At 60.0% G+C, this 19,468-nt stretch carries 19 protein-coding genes; 12 read left to right on the top strand and 7 right to left on the bottom strand.

All coding sequences use genetic code 11. From position 1 onward, the window contains the following. The first annotated feature begins 19 nt into the window (after nt 1-19). The gene (locus tag PH562_RS23360) at nt 20-1,603 is read left to right on the top strand and encodes an FGGY-family carbohydrate kinase (protein WP_285176030.1); all 1,584 of its coding nucleotides are present in this window, start codon (nt 20-22) and stop codon (nt 1,601-1,603) included. A 5-nt stretch (nt 1,604-1,608) separates the two neighbouring features. Here PH562_RS23360 and PH562_RS23365 read toward each other — a convergent pair whose 3' ends face one another. Then, nucleotides 1,609-2,460: a MurR/RpiR family transcriptional regulator gene (locus PH562_RS23365; RefSeq protein ID WP_113230864.1), complete on the bottom strand. Its 852-nt coding sequence runs from the start codon at nt 2,458-2,460 to the stop codon at nt 1,609-1,611. 253 nt (nt 2,461-2,713) lie between these two features. On the opposite strand from PH562_RS23365, the gene PH562_RS23370 reads away from it, so the two are divergent. Next, a complete protein-coding gene (locus PH562_RS23370) occupies nt 2,714-3,430 on the top strand; it encodes a sulfate transporter family protein (protein WP_285176033.1) in 717 nt (238 codons plus the stop codon). 2 nt (nt 3,431-3,432) lie between these two features. Here the strand turns inward: PH562_RS23370 and nth are convergent, their stop codons facing one another. Further along, nucleotides 3,433-4,212, bottom strand: coding sequence for an endonuclease III (gene nth, locus PH562_RS23375; RefSeq protein ID WP_208409419.1), 780 nt, complete (start codon nt 4,210-4,212; stop codon nt 3,433-3,435). A gap of 22 nt (nt 4,213-4,234) precedes the next feature. Here nth and PH562_RS23380 point away from each other — a divergent pair, with 22 nt between their 5' ends. Then, nucleotides 4,235-4,738 (top strand): DUF2244 domain-containing protein, encoded by a 504-nt coding sequence (locus tag PH562_RS23380; RefSeq protein ID WP_285176036.1) that lies wholly within the window; start codon nt 4,235-4,237, stop codon nt 4,736-4,738. Between the two features lie 111 nt (nt 4,739-4,849). Further along, complete coding sequence (locus PH562_RS23385; RefSeq protein ID WP_285176037.1) at nt 4,850-5,722, top strand: methylated-DNA--[protein]-cysteine S-methyltransferase; 873 nt, start codon at nt 4,850-4,852, stop codon at nt 5,720-5,722. A gap of 270 nt (nt 5,723-5,992) precedes the next feature. Here the strand turns inward: PH562_RS23385 and PH562_RS23390 are convergent, their stop codons facing one another. Next, nucleotides 5,993-6,982: a sugar-binding transcriptional regulator gene (locus tag PH562_RS23390; RefSeq protein WP_285176039.1), complete on the bottom strand. Its 990-nt coding sequence runs from the start codon at nt 6,980-6,982 to the stop codon at nt 5,993-5,995. Nucleotides 6,983-7,482: 500 nt separating this feature from the next. Here PH562_RS23390 and tal point away from each other — a divergent pair, with 500 nt between their 5' ends. Next, nucleotides 7,483-8,448, top strand: coding sequence for a transaldolase (gene tal / locus PH562_RS23395; protein WP_069615972.1), 966 nt, complete (start codon nt 7,483-7,485; stop codon nt 8,446-8,448). Nucleotides 8,449-8,771: 323 nt separating this feature from the next. Here the strand turns inward: tal and PH562_RS23400 are convergent, their stop codons facing one another. The 4 genes from PH562_RS23400 to PH562_RS23415 all read right to left on the bottom strand — a co-directional run bounded on the left by PH562_RS23400 (nt 8,772) and on the right by PH562_RS23415 (nt 12,205). Then, a complete protein-coding gene (locus PH562_RS23400; RefSeq protein ID WP_285176042.1) occupies nt 8,772-9,935 on the bottom strand; it encodes a CaiB/BaiF CoA transferase family protein in 1,164 nt (387 codons plus the stop codon). A 1-nt stretch (nt 9,936) separates the two neighbouring features. Further along, nucleotides 9,937-10,482: a MaoC family dehydratase gene (locus PH562_RS23405; RefSeq protein ID WP_285176044.1), complete on the bottom strand. Its 546-nt coding sequence runs from the start codon at nt 10,480-10,482 to the stop codon at nt 9,937-9,939. A gap of 29 nt (nt 10,483-10,511) precedes the next feature. After that, entirely contained in the window at nt 10,512-11,348 is an 837-nt protein-coding gene (locus PH562_RS23410; protein WP_285176045.1) for an amidohydrolase family protein, read from the bottom strand. A gap of 65 nt (nt 11,349-11,413) precedes the next feature. Then, nucleotides 11,414-12,205: an IclR family transcriptional regulator gene (locus tag PH562_RS23415; protein WP_285176046.1), complete on the bottom strand. Its 792-nt coding sequence runs from the start codon at nt 12,203-12,205 to the stop codon at nt 11,414-11,416. Nucleotides 12,206-12,385: 180 nt separating this feature from the next. On the opposite strand from PH562_RS23415, the gene PH562_RS23420 reads away from it, so the two are divergent. From PH562_RS23420 to PH562_RS23450, 7 genes are all read left to right on the top strand, one after another. Continuing rightward, entirely contained in the window at nt 12,386-13,702 is a 1,317-nt protein-coding gene (locus tag PH562_RS23420; protein ID WP_285176047.1) for an ABC transporter substrate-binding protein, read from the top strand. Between the two features lie 183 nt (nt 13,703-13,885). Further along, complete coding sequence (locus tag PH562_RS23425) at nt 13,886-14,779, top strand: carbohydrate ABC transporter permease (protein ID WP_285176048.1); 894 nt, start codon at nt 13,886-13,888, stop codon at nt 14,777-14,779. Nucleotides 14,780-14,781: 2 nt separating this feature from the next. Beyond that, a complete protein-coding gene (locus tag PH562_RS23430; protein WP_285176049.1) occupies nt 14,782-15,648 on the top strand; it encodes a carbohydrate ABC transporter permease in 867 nt (288 codons plus the stop codon). Nucleotides 15,649-15,653: 5 nt separating this feature from the next. After that, on the top strand, nt 15,654-16,751 hold the full coding sequence (locus PH562_RS23435; RefSeq protein WP_285176050.1) for an ABC transporter ATP-binding protein: 1,098 nt from the start codon (nt 15,654-15,656) through the stop codon (nt 16,749-16,751). A gap of 12 nt (nt 16,752-16,763) precedes the next feature. Next, nucleotides 16,764-17,876 carry a mandelate racemase/muconate lactonizing enzyme family protein gene (locus PH562_RS23440; RefSeq protein WP_285176051.1) on the top strand — a complete coding sequence of 371 codons (1,113 nt, stop codon included), beginning with the start codon at nt 16,764-16,766 and terminating at the stop codon, nt 17,874-17,876. A gap of 13 nt (nt 17,877-17,889) precedes the next feature. Beyond that, nucleotides 17,890-18,219 (top strand): L-rhamnose mutarotase, encoded by a 330-nt coding sequence (locus tag PH562_RS23445; protein WP_113230850.1) that lies wholly within the window; start codon nt 17,890-17,892, stop codon nt 18,217-18,219. Nucleotides 18,220-18,393: 174 nt separating this feature from the next. Next, nucleotides 18,394-19,467 carry a Gfo/Idh/MocA family protein gene (locus PH562_RS23450; RefSeq protein WP_285176052.1) on the top strand — a complete coding sequence of 358 codons (1,074 nt, stop codon included), beginning with the start codon at nt 18,394-18,396 and terminating at the stop codon, nt 19,465-19,467. The last annotated feature ends 1 nt before the right edge of the window (nt 19,468 follow it).

The following is a 19,468-nucleotide window of genomic DNA, read 5'->3' on the forward strand; positions in this document are numbered from 1 at the left end:
TGGGCGGGACCTCTTTTGCATGCGTGATCACGTGGTTGCGGTCGATATCGGCACAGGCAGCGCACGCGCTGGTGTCTTCACCGCGAGCGGCTCACTGCTGGGAAAAAGCGAACATCCGATCCTGATGAACCGCCCGCGTGAAAACCACGCCGAGCATGATTCCGAAGATATATGGGCCGCCGTCTGCACCGCCGTTCGCGGAGCCGTGAAGGCATCCGGCGCCGATGCGTCCGCTATCGGCGCGATCGGCTTCGATGCGACCTGTTCGCTGGTCGTGCGTGACCGCGATGGCGGGCAACTCACCGTTTCCACCGGTGGCGAGAAGAGATTCGATACCATCGTCTGGCTCGATCATCGGGCGCTGGCCGAGGCTGATTACTGCACGGCCACGCGGCATGCGGTTCTCGAATATTCGGGCGAGTTCATGTCGCCGGAAATGGAAATGCCGAAGCTGATGTGGCTGAAGGAGAACCTTCCGGAAAGCTGGGCACAGGCCGGCTACTTTTTCGACCTTGCTGATTTCATGACATGGAAGGCGACCGGTTCGCTTGCGCGGTCGCGCTCGACGCTGGTGGCGAAATGGAATTACCTTGCGCATCGTGAGCCGGGCTGGCAGGCCGATTTTCTCAATGTGATCGGCCTTGGCGATCTGCGCGAACGCGGCAGCCTGCCAGACGAGAGCGTTCCCGTCGGCCGGTCCATCGGCACGCTGACGGCTGAGGCGGCGCAAGCGCTAGGTCTCGACCGTGAATGCCATGTCGGTGCGGGCATGATCGACGCCTATGCGGGCGCGCTCGGCGCACTTGCAGCCCATGCGGGCGATGCCGCCACGTTGGAGCATCAGCTGGCGCTGATTGCAGGAACATCGAGCTGCGTGGTTTCCTTTGCGCGGGAGCGCAAGCGCAGCACGGGCATGTGGGGCCCATATTACGAGGCCGTCTTCCCCGGGATGTGGCTTGCCGAAGCGGGGCAGTCGGCGACGGGCGCATTGCTTGACCATATCGTCAGCATGCATGCGGCCGGCGGGCCGCCGACGGCGGCATTGCACGATCGTATCGTTCGGCGGATTGCTCAGCTCAGGCTTGCGGAGGGTGATTCCCTTGGCGGGCGTATCCATGTGTTGCCCGATTTTCACGGCAATCGATCGCCGCTCGCCGATCCGCATGCATTGGGCGTCATCAGCGGCATGACGCTGGATGCCTCCTTCGATGGTCTCTGCCGGCTATATTGGCGCACCAGTGTCGGCATTGCGCTCGGCATTCGCCATATCCTGGAGCGGATGCGGGATTATGGCTACGTGCCCGACACACTGCATGTCGCCGGCGGCCATGTGAAGAATTCGGTGCTGATGGAACTCTACTCCGACGTGACCGGCTGCAAGGTCGTGATCCCCAAGATGAACGAGACGGTCCTGCTCGGCACGGCAATCGCCGCCTCGGTCTCCTGCGGTCTCCATGAAAGCCTGGGTGCTGCCGGCGCAGCCATGTACCCGGGCGGTCACGAGCGGCTGCCGAATGCCGAAAAGAAAGAGCTCTACGATCGCGACTACCGGCGCTTCCTCGCCATGTATCGCCATCGCGCGGAACTGGACGCCATGGAATAGGCGGCCTACCGGAGCGGCGCCTGGGCAAATATACCTTGAAGTTCTTCGATGCGGCGCGTCCTCATTTCCGCCGTTTCACCCGCGGCGTGAGCGACTGAAATCGCCAGATATTCCAGCAGCGCCATTATGGCTGAAAGGTTTTCGCGGCTATTGGCGCGTTGCGGCGGTAGGGACAGCGTGATGTTTGCGAATTCATGCGCCCATTCCGTGAATTGACCAGTTACCAGCAATACCTTGCAGCCCGCGCGACGAGCCGAGCGCGCCAGAAGACGCGAGGTGACGAAGCCCAGGGAGTCGATGACAACGAGAAGCGAATCGTCGGACGGCTCGCCGAACAGCTCGATATAGCTGCCATTGGCGCCATCGAGGAAAAGGACCTGATCACGGGCAAAGGTCAGGCGGTCGCGGAAATAGCGGCCGATCCCCGCGAGACTGGGGTGGGAGGTGATGAAGACATTGCTGGAGGACAGAATTGTCGCAACCGCGTCGTGCCATTGCGGCTGGCCGGCGAGGTTGTAGATATGCTGCAGCATCTCGACCTGTTCGGCAATTTGGGTTGCAAGCGGATGGCCTTCGCTTGCGTCCTTCTGAAGCTGTTCGAGGATATTGGGCAATTGCGACGAGAGGCTGGGCGCATTTTCCTTGAGGTGTACCTTTATCCCATCCAGACCGTGATAGCCGAGCGACCGCAGAAACCGTCCTACCGTCATCGGGCTCAGTTCCAGCCTGTCGGCAACGGAGGAAGCCGTCTCGAACGGTAGTTCATTCAGATGCTCGGAGAAATACTTAGCAATTCTTCGTTCGGCCGGAGTACCGATCTTTATATATTGTCTAAGTTTCTGACTCAGGTCTTCCAAGTTTTGCGCCTCTTTGGTGGTCTTTTCGATGTTCTATCGCGCCAATTTCTATGTCAATTGGCCATTCAATTTCGATCGGGTCGCCGATCTTGTTGCGGTTGTTGTTCTTAATGTGGCGTACAGGATATATTAGTGCAAACTGTATTACAATAATTCAAATTTTTAATTGGTACATTCATATATTTGCACGCGATATTGATATCGATGCAACCGCTTCTTAAGTGTCCAACTGCCACCAAAAGAGGTAGACCGAATGATTGGCCTTGCTGCCCGCCTCTCCCTAGAAAATCTGTTTGCGCCGGAGACGCGCAAAGTTTTCTGGAAGGTTCTGGGCCTCACATTGCTGGCGCTTCTTGTGCTCTGGTTCGTCCTGCGAGGCGCCTTCAATTCTTTCGTATTGCCTTGGCTGCAGGGCTTCATGCCGTCCGCTTCGGATTGGACGGGTTGGCTTACGCTCTTCCTTGCCATCTTCGCCGGCATCGCATTGGCATTGGTGATGGCGCTGCTGATTTCGCCGGTCACGGCCCTGATTGCCGGGCTCTTTCTCGATGATGTCGCTGAAGTTGTAGAAAAGCGCGACTACCCAGGCGATGCGCCCGGAACGGCGATGCCGATCGCCGCGGCGATGAAAAGCTCCGTGCGGTTTCTCGGCGTCGTCATCGTCGGCAATATCGTGGCGCTGTTGCTGCTGTTCATTCCGGGCGTCAACCTGATCGCCTTTTTTCTGGTGAACGGCTATCTGCTCGGACGCGAGTTCTTCGAATTCGCCGCCATGCGCTTCCGCTCACCGGACGAGGCGCGGCAATTCCGCGTCAAGCACGCCTTCACGGTCTTTCTGGCCGGCCTGGTCATCGCGGCCTTTCTGGCAATTCCGCTTCTCAATCTGCTGACGCCGCTCTTTGCCGCCGGCATGATGGTGCATCTGCACAAGCTGATTTCGCACAAGGAAGCGAACCCGCGCCTTCGATAGGTTCAGCCTGCCGCTTCAGCCCCGATGATCTGCGCCGGAAGTTCGACCAGGGGAGCGGGGATGTCCCAGGTCTTTTCCGGCGAGCGACAGAGGTCCGCGATCACGCAGCGTTCGCATTCCGGCTTGCGCGCCTTGCAGACATAGCGGCCATGCAGGATCAGCCAATGGTGGGCATGGTAGAGATACTGATCGGGGATGATCTGCATCAGTCGCTGCTCGACTTCGTCGGGCGTCTTGCCGGGGGCGAGCAGCAGCCGGTTGGCGATGCGGAAGATGTGCGTGTCGACGGCCATCGTGGCCTGGCCGAAGGCCATGGAAAGCACGACATTCGCGGTCTTGCGGCCGACGCCGGGGAGCGTTATCAACTCCTCGCGCGTCCGCGGCACTTCGCCGCCGAAATCGGTGATCAACTTTTCCGAAAGTGCTACGACATTCTTCGCCTTGTTGCGGTAAAGGCCGATCGTCTTGATATATTCGCGGATGCGCTCCTCGCCGAGATCGAGCATCTTCTGCGGGGTATCGGCGACGGCGAAGAGCGCGCGCGTCGCCTTGTTGACACCGGCATCCGTCGCCTGTGCCGACAGTGCCACCGCAACGACGAGCGTGAAGGGATTGACGTGTTCCAGCTCACCCTTCGGCTCCGGCCGCTGAATGGAGAAGCGCCGGAAAATCTCTTCCAGGTCCGCCTTGGAATAGAGGCTCTTGGCGGCCGGCTTGCGGCCTGCGGTCGCATTTGACTTTTTCGCGGTTTGGGCGCTGGATTTGATCTTTGGATTTGCCATAAACGACCTATACTCAAGTCCTATGACGGAACGCAACGCCGATACGGCTGCAGACGGCAACAGGCCGGTTTTCGCCGCCGAATTGTTTCCCCATCGCTCGCTGCCGCGAAAGGGGTTCAAGATCATGCTGGCCTTGGCCGGCATCTTTTGCCTCTTCTACAGTATCCTCTTCGTCACGCGTGGCGCCTGGCCGATCGGCATCTTCTTCGGCGCCGATTTCTTCCTGCTCTACGGCGCCTTCTGGCTGAATTATCGCTCCGGACGCGTGCGTGAAGAGGTGACGGTATCGCGCACCAACGTTTCCATCCGCAAGTTTTCGCCGACGGGGCGGATGGTGGAACATGATTTCAATCCGTTCTGGACGCGGTTCCTCGTTCGCCGCCACCGCGAGATCGGCGTCGTCTCCATGCATGTGCGCGACAGACGCCACGATACCGATGTCGGCTCCTTTCTCAATCCGGAGGATCGCGAGAGCTTTGCCAAGGCTTTCAAGCGGGCATTGGCGACGGTGACGCAGCGGATATGAGCCGCTTGCCCAAATCGGCGATATCACATTTTTGCAGAGAGACCATATGCGCAAGAAACGGGTGGTTTTAGCCCTCTTGCCGTGGTTTTCTCCTTTCCAAGGAGAAAGATCATGAATGCGATTGCACAGCTGAAGAAAGACATCACCCCGGAAGGTCAGGATTACGACACCGTGCGGGAGGTCATCGAGCTCATCACGGAGGAATATCGCGACCAGCCTTCGCTGGAGATGCTTGCCGATCGGCTTGGCCAATCGCCGACCCAATTGCAGAAGACGTTTACGCGCTGGGCCGGTCTGTCGCCCAAGGCGTTTCTGCAGGCCGTCACGCTTGATCATGCGAAGCGGCTCCTGCGCAAGGAGGATCTGCCGCTGCTGGAGACCTCCTTCGAGGTCGGCCTGTCCGGTCCGAGCCGGCTGCACGATCTTTTCGTCACGCATGAGGCGATGTCGCCGGGCGAATGGAAGGCGAGGGGCAATGGTCTGGTGATGCGCTATGCGTTTCACATCTCGCCCTTCGGGCTCGCCTTGATCATGGTCACGGATCGCGGCCTTGCCGGTCTCGCCTTCAGCGATTCCGGCAATGAGAAAGCTTGCCTCGCCGACATGACCTGCCGCTGGCCGAATGCCGAGTTCATCGAGGACCCGCATGCCACGGCGCCTTACGCGGCGCGTATCTTCGAGCGATCCAAGTGGTCGAGCGATCAGCCGCTGCGGGTGGTTCTGATCGGCTCGGATTTCCAGCTTCGCGTATGGGAAAGCCTGTTGAAGATCCCGATGGGCCGCGCCGTGACCTATTCCGACATCGCCAGGGATATCGGCCAGCCGACGGCCATGCGGGCCGTAGGTGCGGCTGTCGGACGTAACCCGATCTCCTTCGTCGTGCCCTGCCATCGTGCGCTGGGCAAGAATGGGCAGCTGACGGGCTATCACTGGGGGCTGACGCGAAAGCGGGCGATGCTGGGATGGGAAGCGGGGGATGCTTGAGGGGGGGTTCGAAAGTTTTGAGATCGCTGAGGCTCTGATACCCCCCTCTGTCGCTTTCGCGACATCTCCCCCACAAGGGGGGAGATCGTTGGGAGTTTGGGGATCGCCCTAATGAATGTTTAGCTGCTGCAACTTCAGCAGACTCGATGTTTGCTTTGAAGTGAGAGGTTGCCGCGCATTACCAATCTCCCCCCTTGTGGGGGAGATGTCACGAAGTGACAGAGGGGGGTCGCACTTTCGACGCGCTCGGAGCTGCCGGCCGAAGCGCCCTCAAGCTGCCTTAGCCATCGCCATCTGCAGTAGCGCCTTGGCGGCACTTTCATCCGTGATCAAAGTATTGCAGCCGATGCGCTTGATGGTGGCGCTGATCGCCTGCGCGCGGTGGGCGCCGCCGGAGGAGATCACGATGTGCTTTGCCTTTTTCAGCGTATCGAGATCGACCGACATGACGCGCTTGTTGATCGGGTGATCGACAGAATTTCCGTCGGCATCGAGGAAGTTGAACATGGTGTCGCAGACGCAGCCCATTTCGATCAGCTCCTCCAGTTCCCGCTTCGAGATGAAGCCTTCCGACAGTGATGTCGATTGTGGGCCGATATCGCCGCAGCTGACGATGGCGAGATCGAGGTTTTCCGCCAGCCGATAGATGGCCTCGAGGCCGCATTTCTCGATGAGATTGCGCTTGGTCTCGACGGAGTCGACGAGCAGCGGTGCCAGGAACATGTAGCACTCCGCGCCGAGCTGGCTTGCCAGACGCCAGGTATAATCGATCGGGTTTGTCTGATGGACGGCGACGATGCCGCCGAGTAGGGAGACCACCTTGCAATTGTCGCGGCGAGTCGGACGGAAGCTCGCGAGCGAAGCCGTCATCGTCCGGCCCCAGCCGACGCCGATCGTATAATTGTCGGGGATGGCCTCCGTCAGGAACTGGCCAAGCGCCAGGCCGACGCTCTTTGCCTGGGCGTTCACATCGCCGCCGGCGGGCTCGGGAACGACGATCGCCTCGTCGAGACCATATGTGCGCTCGAGTTTGATCGCCAGTTCCACGCAGTCGTCAATGTCTTCGGTGATCCAGATCTGCACTTCGGCGCGGCGCATGGCCTCGTCCAGCAGGCGGATGACCGTGGTGCGGCTGATGCCGAGCTGTTCGGCAACATCTTTCTGCGTCAGGCCCTGATTGTAATAGAGCCAGGCGGCGCGAAGCCTCAGGGAGGAGGTCTCCGAATAGGCGGTATGGGTTCCGCGTCTCAGTTTGGCCACAGGTCCTCCGGCGAGATTGTCGCATGCGCCGTTTAACGTCATGATCCGCCTGAGATGCGAAAGGATTTTGGCAGATGACTGGAGCAGGCGAGATCAGCTCTTCTGCTGCCGATATTCTATGACATGAAACTTATGTCAATCGAATTGCACAAATGTCCTTGACTTTTCCGTGCGAGATTGCTGATAGTCAGCGCTGAGGAATTCGGTCTTGTCCAGTCGAGGAGGACAATGTGCGAGTGCTGCTGAGAGCAGGTGCCAGGCCGGACAGGGAGCCATATAGGGCACCCGATACCGGCGGAAAGCTTGTTTTTGGAAGGTTGTCTCCTCATCGCTCGGCCGTTCACCGGAAATGGAACTTTCGCTGTTTTTATCCCGTTACCGAAACATAGGAGAAGGAAGGCTGCACTCCCCTGACGCCTTCGGTCCCGTCCGGCGAAAGACCGGATCCGCCGCCTGACATCTCCCATCCAAATGGGCCTCATTCAACAAGGATACCTGTTATGACTTCCAAGCTTGATCAACTCCGCGCCATGACGACGGTCGTGGCCGATACCGGCGATATCGAGGCAGTCGCTCGCCTGAAGCCGGTGGATTGCACCACCAACCCGACCATCGTCTTGAAGGCGCTCGGCACGCCGATGTTCGCCGATGCGATCAAGGAAGCCGTTGCCTGGGGCAAGAAGCAGGGCGGTGCGTCCGAAGCCGTCGTTGCCGCCGTTGCCGACCGCCTGGCGATCTCTGTCGGCGCAGCGCTCTCCGGTCTCGTTCCCGGCCGTGTCTCGACCGAAGTCGATGCCGACCTCTCCTTCAACACTGAAGCTTCGCTGGCCAAGGCCCGCGCCATCATCGCGGCCTACAAGGAGCGCGGCATCGAGCGTGACCGTATCCTGATCAAGCTCGCCTCCACCTGGGAAGGCATCCGCGCCGCTGAAGTGCTGCAGAAGGAAGGCATCGACTGCAACCTGACGCTGCTCTTCAGCAAGGCCCAGGCGATCGCTTGCGCCGATGCCAAGGCCTTCCTGATCTCGCCCTTCGTCGGCCGCATCCTCGACTGGTACAAGAAGTCGACCGGCAAGGACTACACTGCGGAAGAAGATCCGGGCGTCATCTCGGTGCGCGACATCTACCATTACTACAAGGCCAACGACATCAAGACGATCGTCATGGGCGCCTCCTTCCGCAACACCGGCGAAATCGAAGCGCTGGCCGGATGCGACCGCCTGACGATCAGCCCGAACCTGCTCGACGAACTTTCCAAGGACGAAGGCAAGCTGGAGCGTAAACTCTCGCCGGAGCCCAAGGGCTCGGTCGAGAAGATCGCGGTCGACGAAAAGACCTTCCGCTGGATGATGAACGAAGACGCAATGGCTACTGAGAAGCTCTCCGAAGGCATCCGCGCCTTCGCCAAGGATCTCGGCACGCTGCGCGCCATGGTCAGCAAGGAGCTGCAGCTCGCGGCTGCTTGAAGGTGAGATTGGCTCTCTTTGGGGAGTGGCTGCTCAGGGGTGTCGCAGGAATGCGGCGCCCTTTTGTTTTGGGTGGAGTTTTGAGTTCGCTGAGCCTGCAGCACCCCCCTCTGTCACTGTCGTGACATCTCCCCCACAACGGGGGAGATCGTGGGGGCGCATCATTGGCCCCACAAAAACGAGGCTCGATCGTTCAGCGGATGTGAGGCTTATCAGCTTTCGAGAACAGCACTGCGGGCTACCAATCTCCCCTCTCATGAGGGAGATGTCACGAAGTGACAGAGGGGTATCACGGGTGCGGCAGATGTGAAGTATGCGATAACCTATCGATCCCCAATAAACTCTGCCCTGACCTTCTCCGACTGCCCACCGATCGTCGGCGCTGCCATATCGTTTTTTGCTCGAACACCATTCACCCGGATTGGGCTTGCCGTCGTGCGCACGGAGGTGCCGTCATCGCGGGTCACTATCTGCAGCATGTCGAGCTTACGGAAGGCGGCACTTTGCAAGAGCTTTGGCCAATCCAGCACTTCCGCCGCCCAGATATCGGCAGGTTCCAGGAGATCGAGCCATGCGCGAACGGTCTTTTCCTGTAGGCGGCTGGCGATCATGCTCTTGATCTCGTCACGGCGCTGGAAGGCATCGTTCGGCGTGCACTCAGCAAGCGTGGGCAAATCGAACAGCGGCGCGAGTTTCGCCAATGGCATCATCGCGATCGCCAGCCAGCCATCGGCGCAACGATAGACGCCGTAGGGCGCGGCGAGATAGGCGTGGGCATTGCGCACGGCGGATTTCTTCGGCAGGCGGCCGCCGTCGTTCAGGTGCGTGGTCAGGACCTCGAACTGGAAGTCGACCATCGCTTCCAGCAGGCTCGTTTCCACATGCACGCCATGGCCGGTGACGCCGCGGCGCACCAGTCCGGCAAGGATGGCCTGAACCAGGAGATTACCGGCCAGCATGTCGGCGACGGCGAGCCCGAAGGGCACAGGCCCGTCATCGGCCTCGCCGTTCAGCCACATGGCGCCGGAGCGGGCCTGCGCCAGCAGATCCTGTCCGGGCAAGTGGCGCCATTCATTGTCGGGGCCGTATCCGGTGATGCTGCCATAGACGATACGGGGATTGATCGCGGCAACGGCAGCGTAATCGAGGCCAAGCCGTTCGATGACGCCGGGGCGAAAATTCTGGATGACGACGTCGGCCTTGGCGATCAGCGTGCGCAGTTCCTGAAGATCGCTTGCATCCTTCATGTTGAGGGCAAAGCTCTCCTTGCCGCGATTGATGGCGTGAAAAAGCGTGGAGTCACCGCCGATCTCGGTGTCGCTGAGATAAAGCCGGCGGCAGAGATCGCCGCCATCGGGCCGCTCGATCTTGATGATCCTCGCGCCGAGATCGCCGAGCCTTAGCGCCGCCATCGGGCCGGCAAGAAACTGACTCATATCCAGCACGATGATGCCGGAGAGCAGGCCGTCTTCATTATCCTTGGTCATGTCAGACTTTCAGCGCCGGCGCGTCCGCGGGCCGCCCGTTCCTGTAGCGCACGGTCTGGATATGCTCGCAATAGAGCACCAATTCGCCTTCGCCCTTGAAGACTTCGTAAGACGAGCGGATCAAGCCGAGTTCGCCATATTTCGGCTGCTTATCGAGATTGGTGCGGATGGTGTAGATCGTCTCACCGATGAAGGTGGGCTTGATGAAGCGCAGCTTGTCGTAACCATAGGAAAAGGCGTTCACGCAATTGGTCGCGACAAGCCCGAGGCCGGCGGAAAAGACGAAGGCGCCGGCAACCAGCCGCTTGCCGAACAGGCCCTCGGTTTCCGCAAAAATCTGATCGCTGACATAAGGATGCATGTCGAGCACCAGCGCGTTGAACTGCTGGGACTCGCCTTCGGAGATCGTGCGGCGCAGAGAACGGATCCTGTGGCCGATCTCGAAATCTTCGTAGAACCAGTTCTCCGCATTCCAGACGGGGATTTCGGCGTGATCGGCCGGCATGGTTTTTGGATGGGTGCTGGATATGCCGACGGTGGCGGTCATGGCATGTCTTTCGATGGAAACCTCCGATCTCAGAGAGACCAGAGGCGCTTGGCATTGAGGTGATAGAGCCGGCTGCGTTCGTCGATGCTTACGCCTTGCATTAGTGCGTGAGTGGCAGCGACCCAGGTGGAGAGATTGCCGCCGAGCGTGCAGACCGGCCAATCGCTGCCCCATATAACGCGGTCCCAGCCGAAGCTTGCGATGCAATGTTCGACGAAGGGCCGCAGCGTTTCCGGCGTCCAGTTGTCCGGATCGGCATAGGCGACGACGCCGGAAATCTTGACGATGACGTTCGAGCGTTTGGCAACTTCCTTGATACCAGACGCCCAGCTTTCGCTGAGCCCGTCTTTCACCGCCGGCACGCCGCAATGGTCGAGAATGAACCGGACGTTGGGATTGAGGTCGATCAGCGTGATCGCCTTGGACATCTGATGCGGCAGGACGCAGAGATCGAAGGTGAGCCTGGTATTGCCGAGCCGCTTCAGGTTCTCGCGGAAGAGGGCGCCTTCGGAGACATCATCGGGCACGACATGCAGCACACGGCGGAAACCTTTGACGAAGGGATCGGCGAGCACGCGTTCGAGATAGGCGGGGAAGTTCGTGCTCTCAGGACGGCAGGCGGCGATGGCACCCCTGAGGAGGCTGCCGGGCTCACGGCTCAGGCCTTTGACGTAATCGCTTTCCCGTTCGATATCATCCTCGGCGACGTCGACTTCCATGTGAAGCGTATCGGTGATCCCAAGCCGCTTGGCCTCGCGCGCATAGTCTTCATAGAGGCTGTCGCGATTGAGCGCGCCGGCGCCGGCCAGCCAAGGATAGGCGAGACGTTTCCGGTCGACGATGTGCAGATGGCTGTCGAAAAGCATGGCGTTCCTCCCATACCTGCTTGCTCAACATATACTCACAGAAGAATAGTTTATTCAAATAAAAATTATAACTCGGCCTTGTCCACTGTGCCGGCCACGGTTTCGGAGATTTGCTTGGCCGCTTCCCGGACATATTCGACCACCTGCTCGCGCGTAGGCGCCTTCGGGTTCACTGGCTCGATATAGGGGCAGGTGAGGGCGGCAAGCGCGTTGCCGTCCATTGCCAGCACGGGCGCGGAAATATTGTGTACGCCGCTCGTCTGCAGGCTGCTCATGGTTTCGAAGCCCTTTTCACGGATTGCTGCAAGCTTTTCCTCGAGATCGGCAGGCGGCTCCTCCGGATCCTGTTCCTGGCGTCTCTGCTCGTTGATCATCATCTGGCGCTGCTTTGCATCCCGGAATGTCAGAAGAATATGGCCGGAGCCGGTATTATAGAGATTGATCTGCGCGCCGACGCGGATGGAGATGCCCCAATAGGTCGGCGAATCCTGCTGTGCGATGACGACGACTGAGCCCCGGTCATAGATGGCCAGATGACAGGCCTGCTCGGCACGGTTGGAGAATTCGCGCATCAGCGGCGTGGCGAAGGAGACGAGGCGACGCACCGGCGCATGATAATGCGCAAGGCCGAAGAGCTTCAGCGTTAGATAGAAACGATCGCCATCCTGCCGCTGCACATAGCCGCGCCGCACGAGACGATCGAGCATGCGGTAGAATTCGTTGGGGCTCTTGTTGAGCGCCTTGGCGATTTCGGCCTGGGTCAAGCCGCCGTCGATCGTCGCCAGCAGCTCCAAAATGTCGAGTCCCTTGTCCAGCGCCGGCGCGCGGTAGCGGTCACTATCGTCTTCTATGCTCATCAACATAGTCCCCATGCGAAGAAACATGAATCATCATTCATATATGAATGAAGGCATTTTACAAGCGCACGATCGCGGCTTGACGGCCAATGAATAAGATGTTTACTTATAAATCATTGATCCATATTTGGGTCGCGAGGACGATCGGACAAGGGGTCCGAGCTTAAGGGAGGAAGTTCGATGAGGAATTGGAGGGCCGGTTTAGCTGCCGGCACGATGGCATTGCTTGCCGGCACAGCGGTCTTCGCTGCCGATCTGCCGGGTAAATTTCCGGGTGTGACGATCGACGCCAAGCTCATCGGCGGTCAGCAATATGAGCCGCTCTACGCGCGCATTTCCGAGTGGGAGAAGGAAACCGGCGCCAAGGTCAACATCCTGTCGAAGAAGAACCACTTCGAGCTCGATAAGGAAATCAAGTCGGACATGGCCTCGGGCAGCATCTCCTGGTGCGTCGGCTCGAACCATTCGTCCTTCGCGCCGCAATATCCTGATCTCTACACCGATCTTTCGAAGCTGCTGCCAAAGGAAGAAATCGCCCAGTTCGTCGATTCCACAATTCAGGCCTCGACCATCGACGGCCGTCTGATCATGTTGCCGCGTGCCCAGTTCGACGTCTCGGCGCTCTACTATCAGAAGAGCCTCTATAAGGACGAGGCCAAGAAGACGGCGTTCAAGGCGAAGTACGGCTATGATCTTGCGCCGCCGAAGACCTGGAAGGAAGTTTCCGATCAGGCGGTCTTCTTCTCCAACCCGCCGAACTTCTTCGGCACGCAATTCCCCGGCAAGGAAGAGGCCATCAACGGCCGCTTCTATGAAATGCTGGTCGCCGAAGGCGGCGAATATCTCGGCAAGGACGGGAAGCCTGCCTTCAATTCCGAAGCCGGCGTGCGCGCGCTCGACTGGTTCGTCAACATGTACAAGGCCAAGGCCGTTCCGGCTGGCACGACCAACTACCTGTGGGACGATCTCGGCGCTGGTTTTGCTTCCGGCTCGATCGCGCTCGATCTCGACTGGCCGGGCTGGGCGACCTATTTCAACGATCCGAAATCCTCGAAGATCGCCGGCAATGTCGGCGTCGTCGTGCAGCCCGTCGGCTCCTCCGGCAAGCACACCGGCTGGTCCGGGCATCACGGCTTTTCGGTGACTGAATCCTGCGCCCACAAGGATGCGGCCGCTTCGCTCGTCTGGTTCCTGACCAACGACGACTCGCAGAAGCTCGAAGCCGCCAACGGCACGCTGCCGACCCGTAAGGCCGTATGGGAGTGGGATATCCAGCAGGCTGCTTCCGATCCTTACAAGAAGGAAGTGCTGAGCACCTTCCAGGAAGCCATGAAATATGCCTTCCCGGTTCCGCGTACGCCGCAATGGATCGAGATTTCCAACGTCGTCTATCCTGAACTTCAGGCCGCGATCCTCGGCGACAAGAGCTCGAAGGAGGCGCTCGACGCCGCGGCGCAAAAGGCGACCGATGTCCTGAAGGATGCCGGCGCGCTCTAAGCGATGCAATCGGAGTCCCGCGTTTTGAAGAGCGCGGGACTTCTGCAAACTGACTTCGAGAATGGCGATCGGCATCGCGAGGGGCCAGTTCGTGCCTGCCGGTTTTGTGCCGGGTCTCGTCCCAAGTAATCCATTCCAAGCAGTCCGGGCCACGCTGCCGAGGAATGCCGACAGGTGCAAACTATGCTCAAAAGAATATCTCCACCGGCCCTGCTTCTTCTTCCGGCGATCATCGTCCTAGTGGCCGTGGTTCTATTTCCGCTGCTTCTGTCCTTCTATTCCAGCTTCACGCCGTTTCGCCTAACAAGGCCGGCGACGCTCTTCACCTTCATCGGCCTGCGCAATTACATCCGTATCCTCACCGATCCAGTGTTTCTCGCGGCTTTCGTGCGCACCGTGGTGCTTTTGACGATCGCGCTCAATCTGGAAATGCTGCTCGGTCTCGGATTGGCTTTGCTGGTCAACAAGGCGACCCACGGCAAGCGGGTGCTGCGCACGCTGATGATGTTTCCGATGATGTTCTCGCCTGTCCTCGTAGGTTTCCAGTTCAAATTCATGTTCAACGACAATGTCGGCATCATTAACAATGCCCTGCAATCCCTGGGCATTACCGAGACGGCCATTCCCTGGCTGATCGATGGCAATCTGGCACTGCTTTCCATCGTCATTGCCGAAGTCTGGTCGTCGACATCGGTCTTCGCGATCCTGATCCTTGCCGGGCTGCTCGCCATGCCGCAAGAGCCAGTCGAGGCCGCGAAGGTCGATGGCTGCACCAGCTGGCAGACCTTTCGCTATGTCACCTGGCCGTTCCTGATGCCCTTTGCCTTCATCGCCATGACGATCCGCTCGCTCGACGTTGCCCGCGCCTATGACATCGTCAAGATCATGACCGATGGCGGGCCGGCGCGGCGCACGGAGTTGATCTGGACGCTGGTCGGGCGCACTGCCTATGCCGACGCGCAGATGGGGCTCGCCAACGCCATGGCCTATGTCTCGATCATCCTTTCGATCGTCTTCACCGTCTATTTCTTCCGTAAGCTGGCGCTTGCCCGCACCCAGATCGGAGCGGAGTGGTAATCATGGATCGCAACGCTCAACAACGCTTGCAGCGCCGCCTCCGGAAGGTCGCCTATCTCATCGGCCTCTTCCTTGCGATGCTCGTCATCTGCCTGCCCGGCTTTTGGATCGTCATCAGCTCGCTGCGCCCGACCGTGGAAATCATGGCGAAGCCGCCGGTCTGGATTCCACAGGAGCTGTCGCTGGAGGCCTATCGCGCCATGTTCAGCGGCGTCGGGCAGGGCGGCATTCCCGTCTGGGATTATTTCCGCAATTCGCTCATCATCTCCGTCACCTCGACCGCCATTGCCCTCGTCATCGGGATGTCGGGCGGCTATGCCTTCGCTCGCTTTCGTTTCGCAGGCAAGTCGGCCGTGTTCCTCGGGCTGATGCTGACGCGCTCCGTACCCGGCGTGGCGCTATCGCTGCCGCTCTTCATGGTCTATGCGCGGCTCGGCATCATCGATACGCATTTCGGCCTGATCCTCACCTATGTCGCGCTGAACGTGCCGTTCACGATCTGGCTGATCGACGGCTTCTTCCGACAGGTACCGAAGGATCTCGCCGAGGCCGCGCAGATCGACGGCTGCACGCGCTGGCAGGCGTTCTGGCAGGTGGAATTTCCGCTAGCAGGCCCCGGCATCGCATCGGCCGGCATCTTCGCCTTCCTTACCTGCTGGAATGAATATGCTCTCGCCTCGCAGCTGACGCGTTCCGTCGATTCCAAGACGCTGCCTGTGGGCCTGCTCGACTACACGGCCGAGTTCACCATCGACTGGCGCGGCATGTGCGCGCTGGCGGTCGTGATGATCATTCCGGCGCTCGCTCTTACTTTCATCATTCAGAAGCATCTGGTGTCGGGTCTGACATTCGGTGCGGTCAAAGGTTGATCTCCATGGCTCAGGTTTCCCTTAAAAAACTCGTCAAGCGCTACGGCGCGCTGGAAATCGTCCACGGGATCGATCTCGACATCGCGGACAAGGAGTTCATCGCGCTCGTCGGCCCGTCCGGCTGTGGCAAGTCGACGACGCTGCGCATGATCGCCGGCCTGGAGGATGTCTCTGACGGCACGATCGAAATCGGCGATACGGTCGTCAACGACCTGCCGCCGCGCGACCGCAATATCTCCATGGTGTTCCAGTCCTATGCGCTCTATCCGCATATGACTGTGCGTGAGAACATGGGCTTCTCGCTGAAGATCGCCAAGCAGCCGCAGGCCGAGATCGACAAGCGGGTCAATGAAGCAGCGGCCATTTTGAGCCTCGAAGCCCTGATGGATCGCCGCCCGGCGCAGCTTTCCGGTGGCCAGCGTCAGCGCGTTGCAATGGGTCGCGCCATCGTCCGCCAGCCCGAGGTCTTCCTCTTCGACGAGCCGCTGTCGAACCTCGATGCCAAGCTGCGCACGCAGATGCGCACCGAGATCAAGAAACTGCATGCCAAGGTGCAGTCGACGGTGGTCTACGTGACGCACGACCAGGTAGAAGCCATGACGCTGGCCGACCGCATCGTCATCATGCGCGACGGCCACATCGAACAGGTCGGCACGCCGGACGAAGTGTTCAAGCGGCCCGCCACCCGCTTCGTTGCCGGTTTCATCGGTTCGCCGCCGATGAACATCGAAGAGGCGACGCTGAAGGGCGGAGAACTCATCTTCAAGAATGGCGACCGTCTGCCGCTGCCGAACCAGTTTGCCGGCAAGGTCAGGGAAGGAGAAAAGGTCGCCTTCGGTCTCAGGCCCGACGATATCTTCCCGACCGGCCACGGCCTGCATTCCGGCGTGGAATCGGCTGTCTACGAGCTGACCTTGCCGGTTGCCATCACCGAACCGCTCGGCAATGAAACACTCGTCTTTGTCGAATTCGCCGGGCGCGAATGGGTGACGCGTATGCTCAATCCGCGCGCGCTGAAGAGCGGCGAACGGCTGAAGATGAGCTTCGATCTCAGCCAGGCACATCTGTTCTCCGCCGAAACCGGCAAGAGCCTGGCAAACTGAGGAATAGCTCCCATGGCACGTATCGAGAAAATTGAACTGCGCATGGTCGACCTGCCGCCGAAAGTGAAGCGGACGGATGCCATCCAGAGCTTCGTCAGTCAGGAGACGCCGATCGTCACCATCACCGACAGCGACGGCGCAGTCGGCACCGGCTACAGCTATACGATCGGCACCGGTGGCTCGTCCGTCATGCGGCTGCTGTCCGACCATCTGGTGCCGCTGCTGATCGGCGCGGATGCCGATTGCATCGAGGCGATCTGGCACAGACTGGAATTCGCCACACACGCTACGACGATCGGGCCGATCACAGCGCTGGCGCTTGCGGCCGTCGATACCGCGCTTTGGGATCTACGGGCCAAGAAGCAAGGCCTGCCGCTCTGGAAGCTTGCCGGTGGCGCCAAGGATTGTTGCCCGCTCTACACGACGGAAGGCGGCTGGCTGCACATCGAGAAGGAAGCTTTGGTCGAAGATGCGCTGCAGGCGAAGGCTAAGGGTTTCTCCGGCTCGAAGGTGAAGATCGGCAAGCCGCATGGCTCGGAGGATTACGACAGATTGGCGACGATGCGTCTGGCGCTCGGCTCTGGCTTCGAGATCATGACCGACTGCAATCAGGGCTTTACCGTCGATGAGGCGATCCGCCGGGCGGCACGTCTGAAGGAGCTGGACCTCGCCTGGATCGAGGAGCCGCTGCCAGCTGATGATCTCGACGGCCACATCCGGCTGACCCGATCGACGCCGACGCCGATCGCAGTCGGCGAATCCATGTATTCGATCCGGCACTTCCGGGAGTATATGCAGAAAGGCGCCTGCTCGATCGTGCAGGTGGATGTCGCCCGCATCGGCGGCATCACGCCCTGGCTGAAGGTCGCCCATGCCGCCGAAGCCTTCGACATTCCCGTCTGCCCGCACTTCCTGATGGAGCTGCATGTCAGCCTCACCTGCGCCGTGCCGAACGGCAAATATGTTGAATACATTCCACAGCTCGACGACCTCACGACGAAGGGCATGGAAATCGTCGACGGCAAGGCGCTCGCTCCTTCGGAACCCGGCATCGGCATCGCCTGGGATTGGGAAGCCGTGAAGGCGCGCTCGATCGGCGAGTTTACGCGCGAAATCCACGGCTGAGGAGGAACGGGCCATGCAGCGGATGGGAATGGTGATCGGCCTGGAGCCGGCTAAGGTTGCGGAATACAAGGCGCTGCATGCGGCCGTCTGGCCCGAGATCCTGGCGCTGATCTCAGACTGCAACATCACCCACTATTCGATCTTCCTGAAAGAGCCGGAAAACCTGCTCTTCGGCTATTGGGAATATGTCGGCACGGACTTCGAGGCCGACATGCGCAAGATGGCCGCGAGCCCGAAGAACCAGGAATGGTGGTCCGTCTGCATGCCTTGCCAGAAGCCGCTCGAAACCCGCAAGGAGGGCGAGTGGTGGGCCATGATGGAAGAGGTGTTTCATCATGATTAGAGACTGGAGTGGAACAGACCGCGAAGCGGTCACCTCCCCCTTGAGGGGGGAGGTCGCGCGGAACGCGCGGGTGGGGGTGATGCTCCGGCCGCAAAGCGTTGCCGTTTTCGCACGAGGAGGGATCACCCCTCCCCGGACCGTTGGTCCGACCCTCCCCCTCAAGGGGAGGGTGTTATGACCTTCGATCCCAAATCTCTCCGCCAATGGTGGCCTAAACCTACAAATCCTCGCCCCATCTTGATCTTCGGTGCGGGCAGCATTGTCGGCGACGCGCATCTTCCGGCTTATAAGCAGGCCGGCTTTCCGGTCGCGGGTCTTTACGATCCGAACGCCGAGAAGGCGGCGGCGCTGGCGGCTCAATGGGGTATTCGAGCTTTCGCCTCAGAGGCAGAAGCCCTTGCCGTCGAGCGTGCGATCTTCGATCTGGCGACGCCACCCGCTGCCCACGCCTCTATTCTCGGCAAGCTGCCGCGCGGCGCCTACGCGCTGATCCAGAAGCCGATGGGCAGCGATCTTGCCGGGGCGACGGAAATCCTGCGCGTCTGCCGCGAGCGGGATATCAAGGCGGCCGTCAATTTCCAGCTTCGCTTCGCGCCGATGATGCTGGCGCTTTATGATGCCGTGAACAAAGGCTGTCTCGGCGAAGTCGTCGATTTCGACGCATGGCTGGCGCTTGCGACACCGTGGGGGCTCTGGCCTTTCCTGAAAGGCCTGCCGCGGATCGAGATCGCCATGCACTCGATCCACTATCTCGATTTCATTCGTGGGCTGCTCGGCAATCCCCAAGGCGTTCATGCCAAGACCATCGGCCATCCCAATCATGATGTCGCGCAGACGCGGACGGCGGCAATCCTCGATTATGGCGACAAGGTTCGCTGCGTGCTCTCGGTCAATCACGACCATGATTTCGGCCGCAAGTTCCAGGCCTGCGAGTTTCGCATCGCCGGCACCAAGGGTGCTGCTTATGTGAAATTGGGCGTCAATCTCGACTATCCGCGCGGCGAGCCGGACGAGCTGTGGATTCGTCCCGAGGGTGGCAGCGATTGGATCGAGGTCAAGCTGGAAGGCGCCTGGTTCCCGGATGCGTTCGTCAATCGCATGGCCAACCTGCAGCGCTTCGCATCCGGCGAAGATCAGGAGTTGATCGGCTCCGTCGAGGATGCCTGGCAGACCATGGCGCTCGTCGAGGCCGCTTATCAATCGAGCGCCACACCAGCGACACCGATTGCAGAACTTCCAAAGGCTTGAG

Origin of the sequence: Rhizobium centroccidentale, assembly GCF_030182565.1 — a bacterium.
In the GTDB taxonomy this organism is placed as follows: domain Bacteria; phylum Pseudomonadota; class Alphaproteobacteria; order Rhizobiales; family Rhizobiaceae; genus Rhizobium.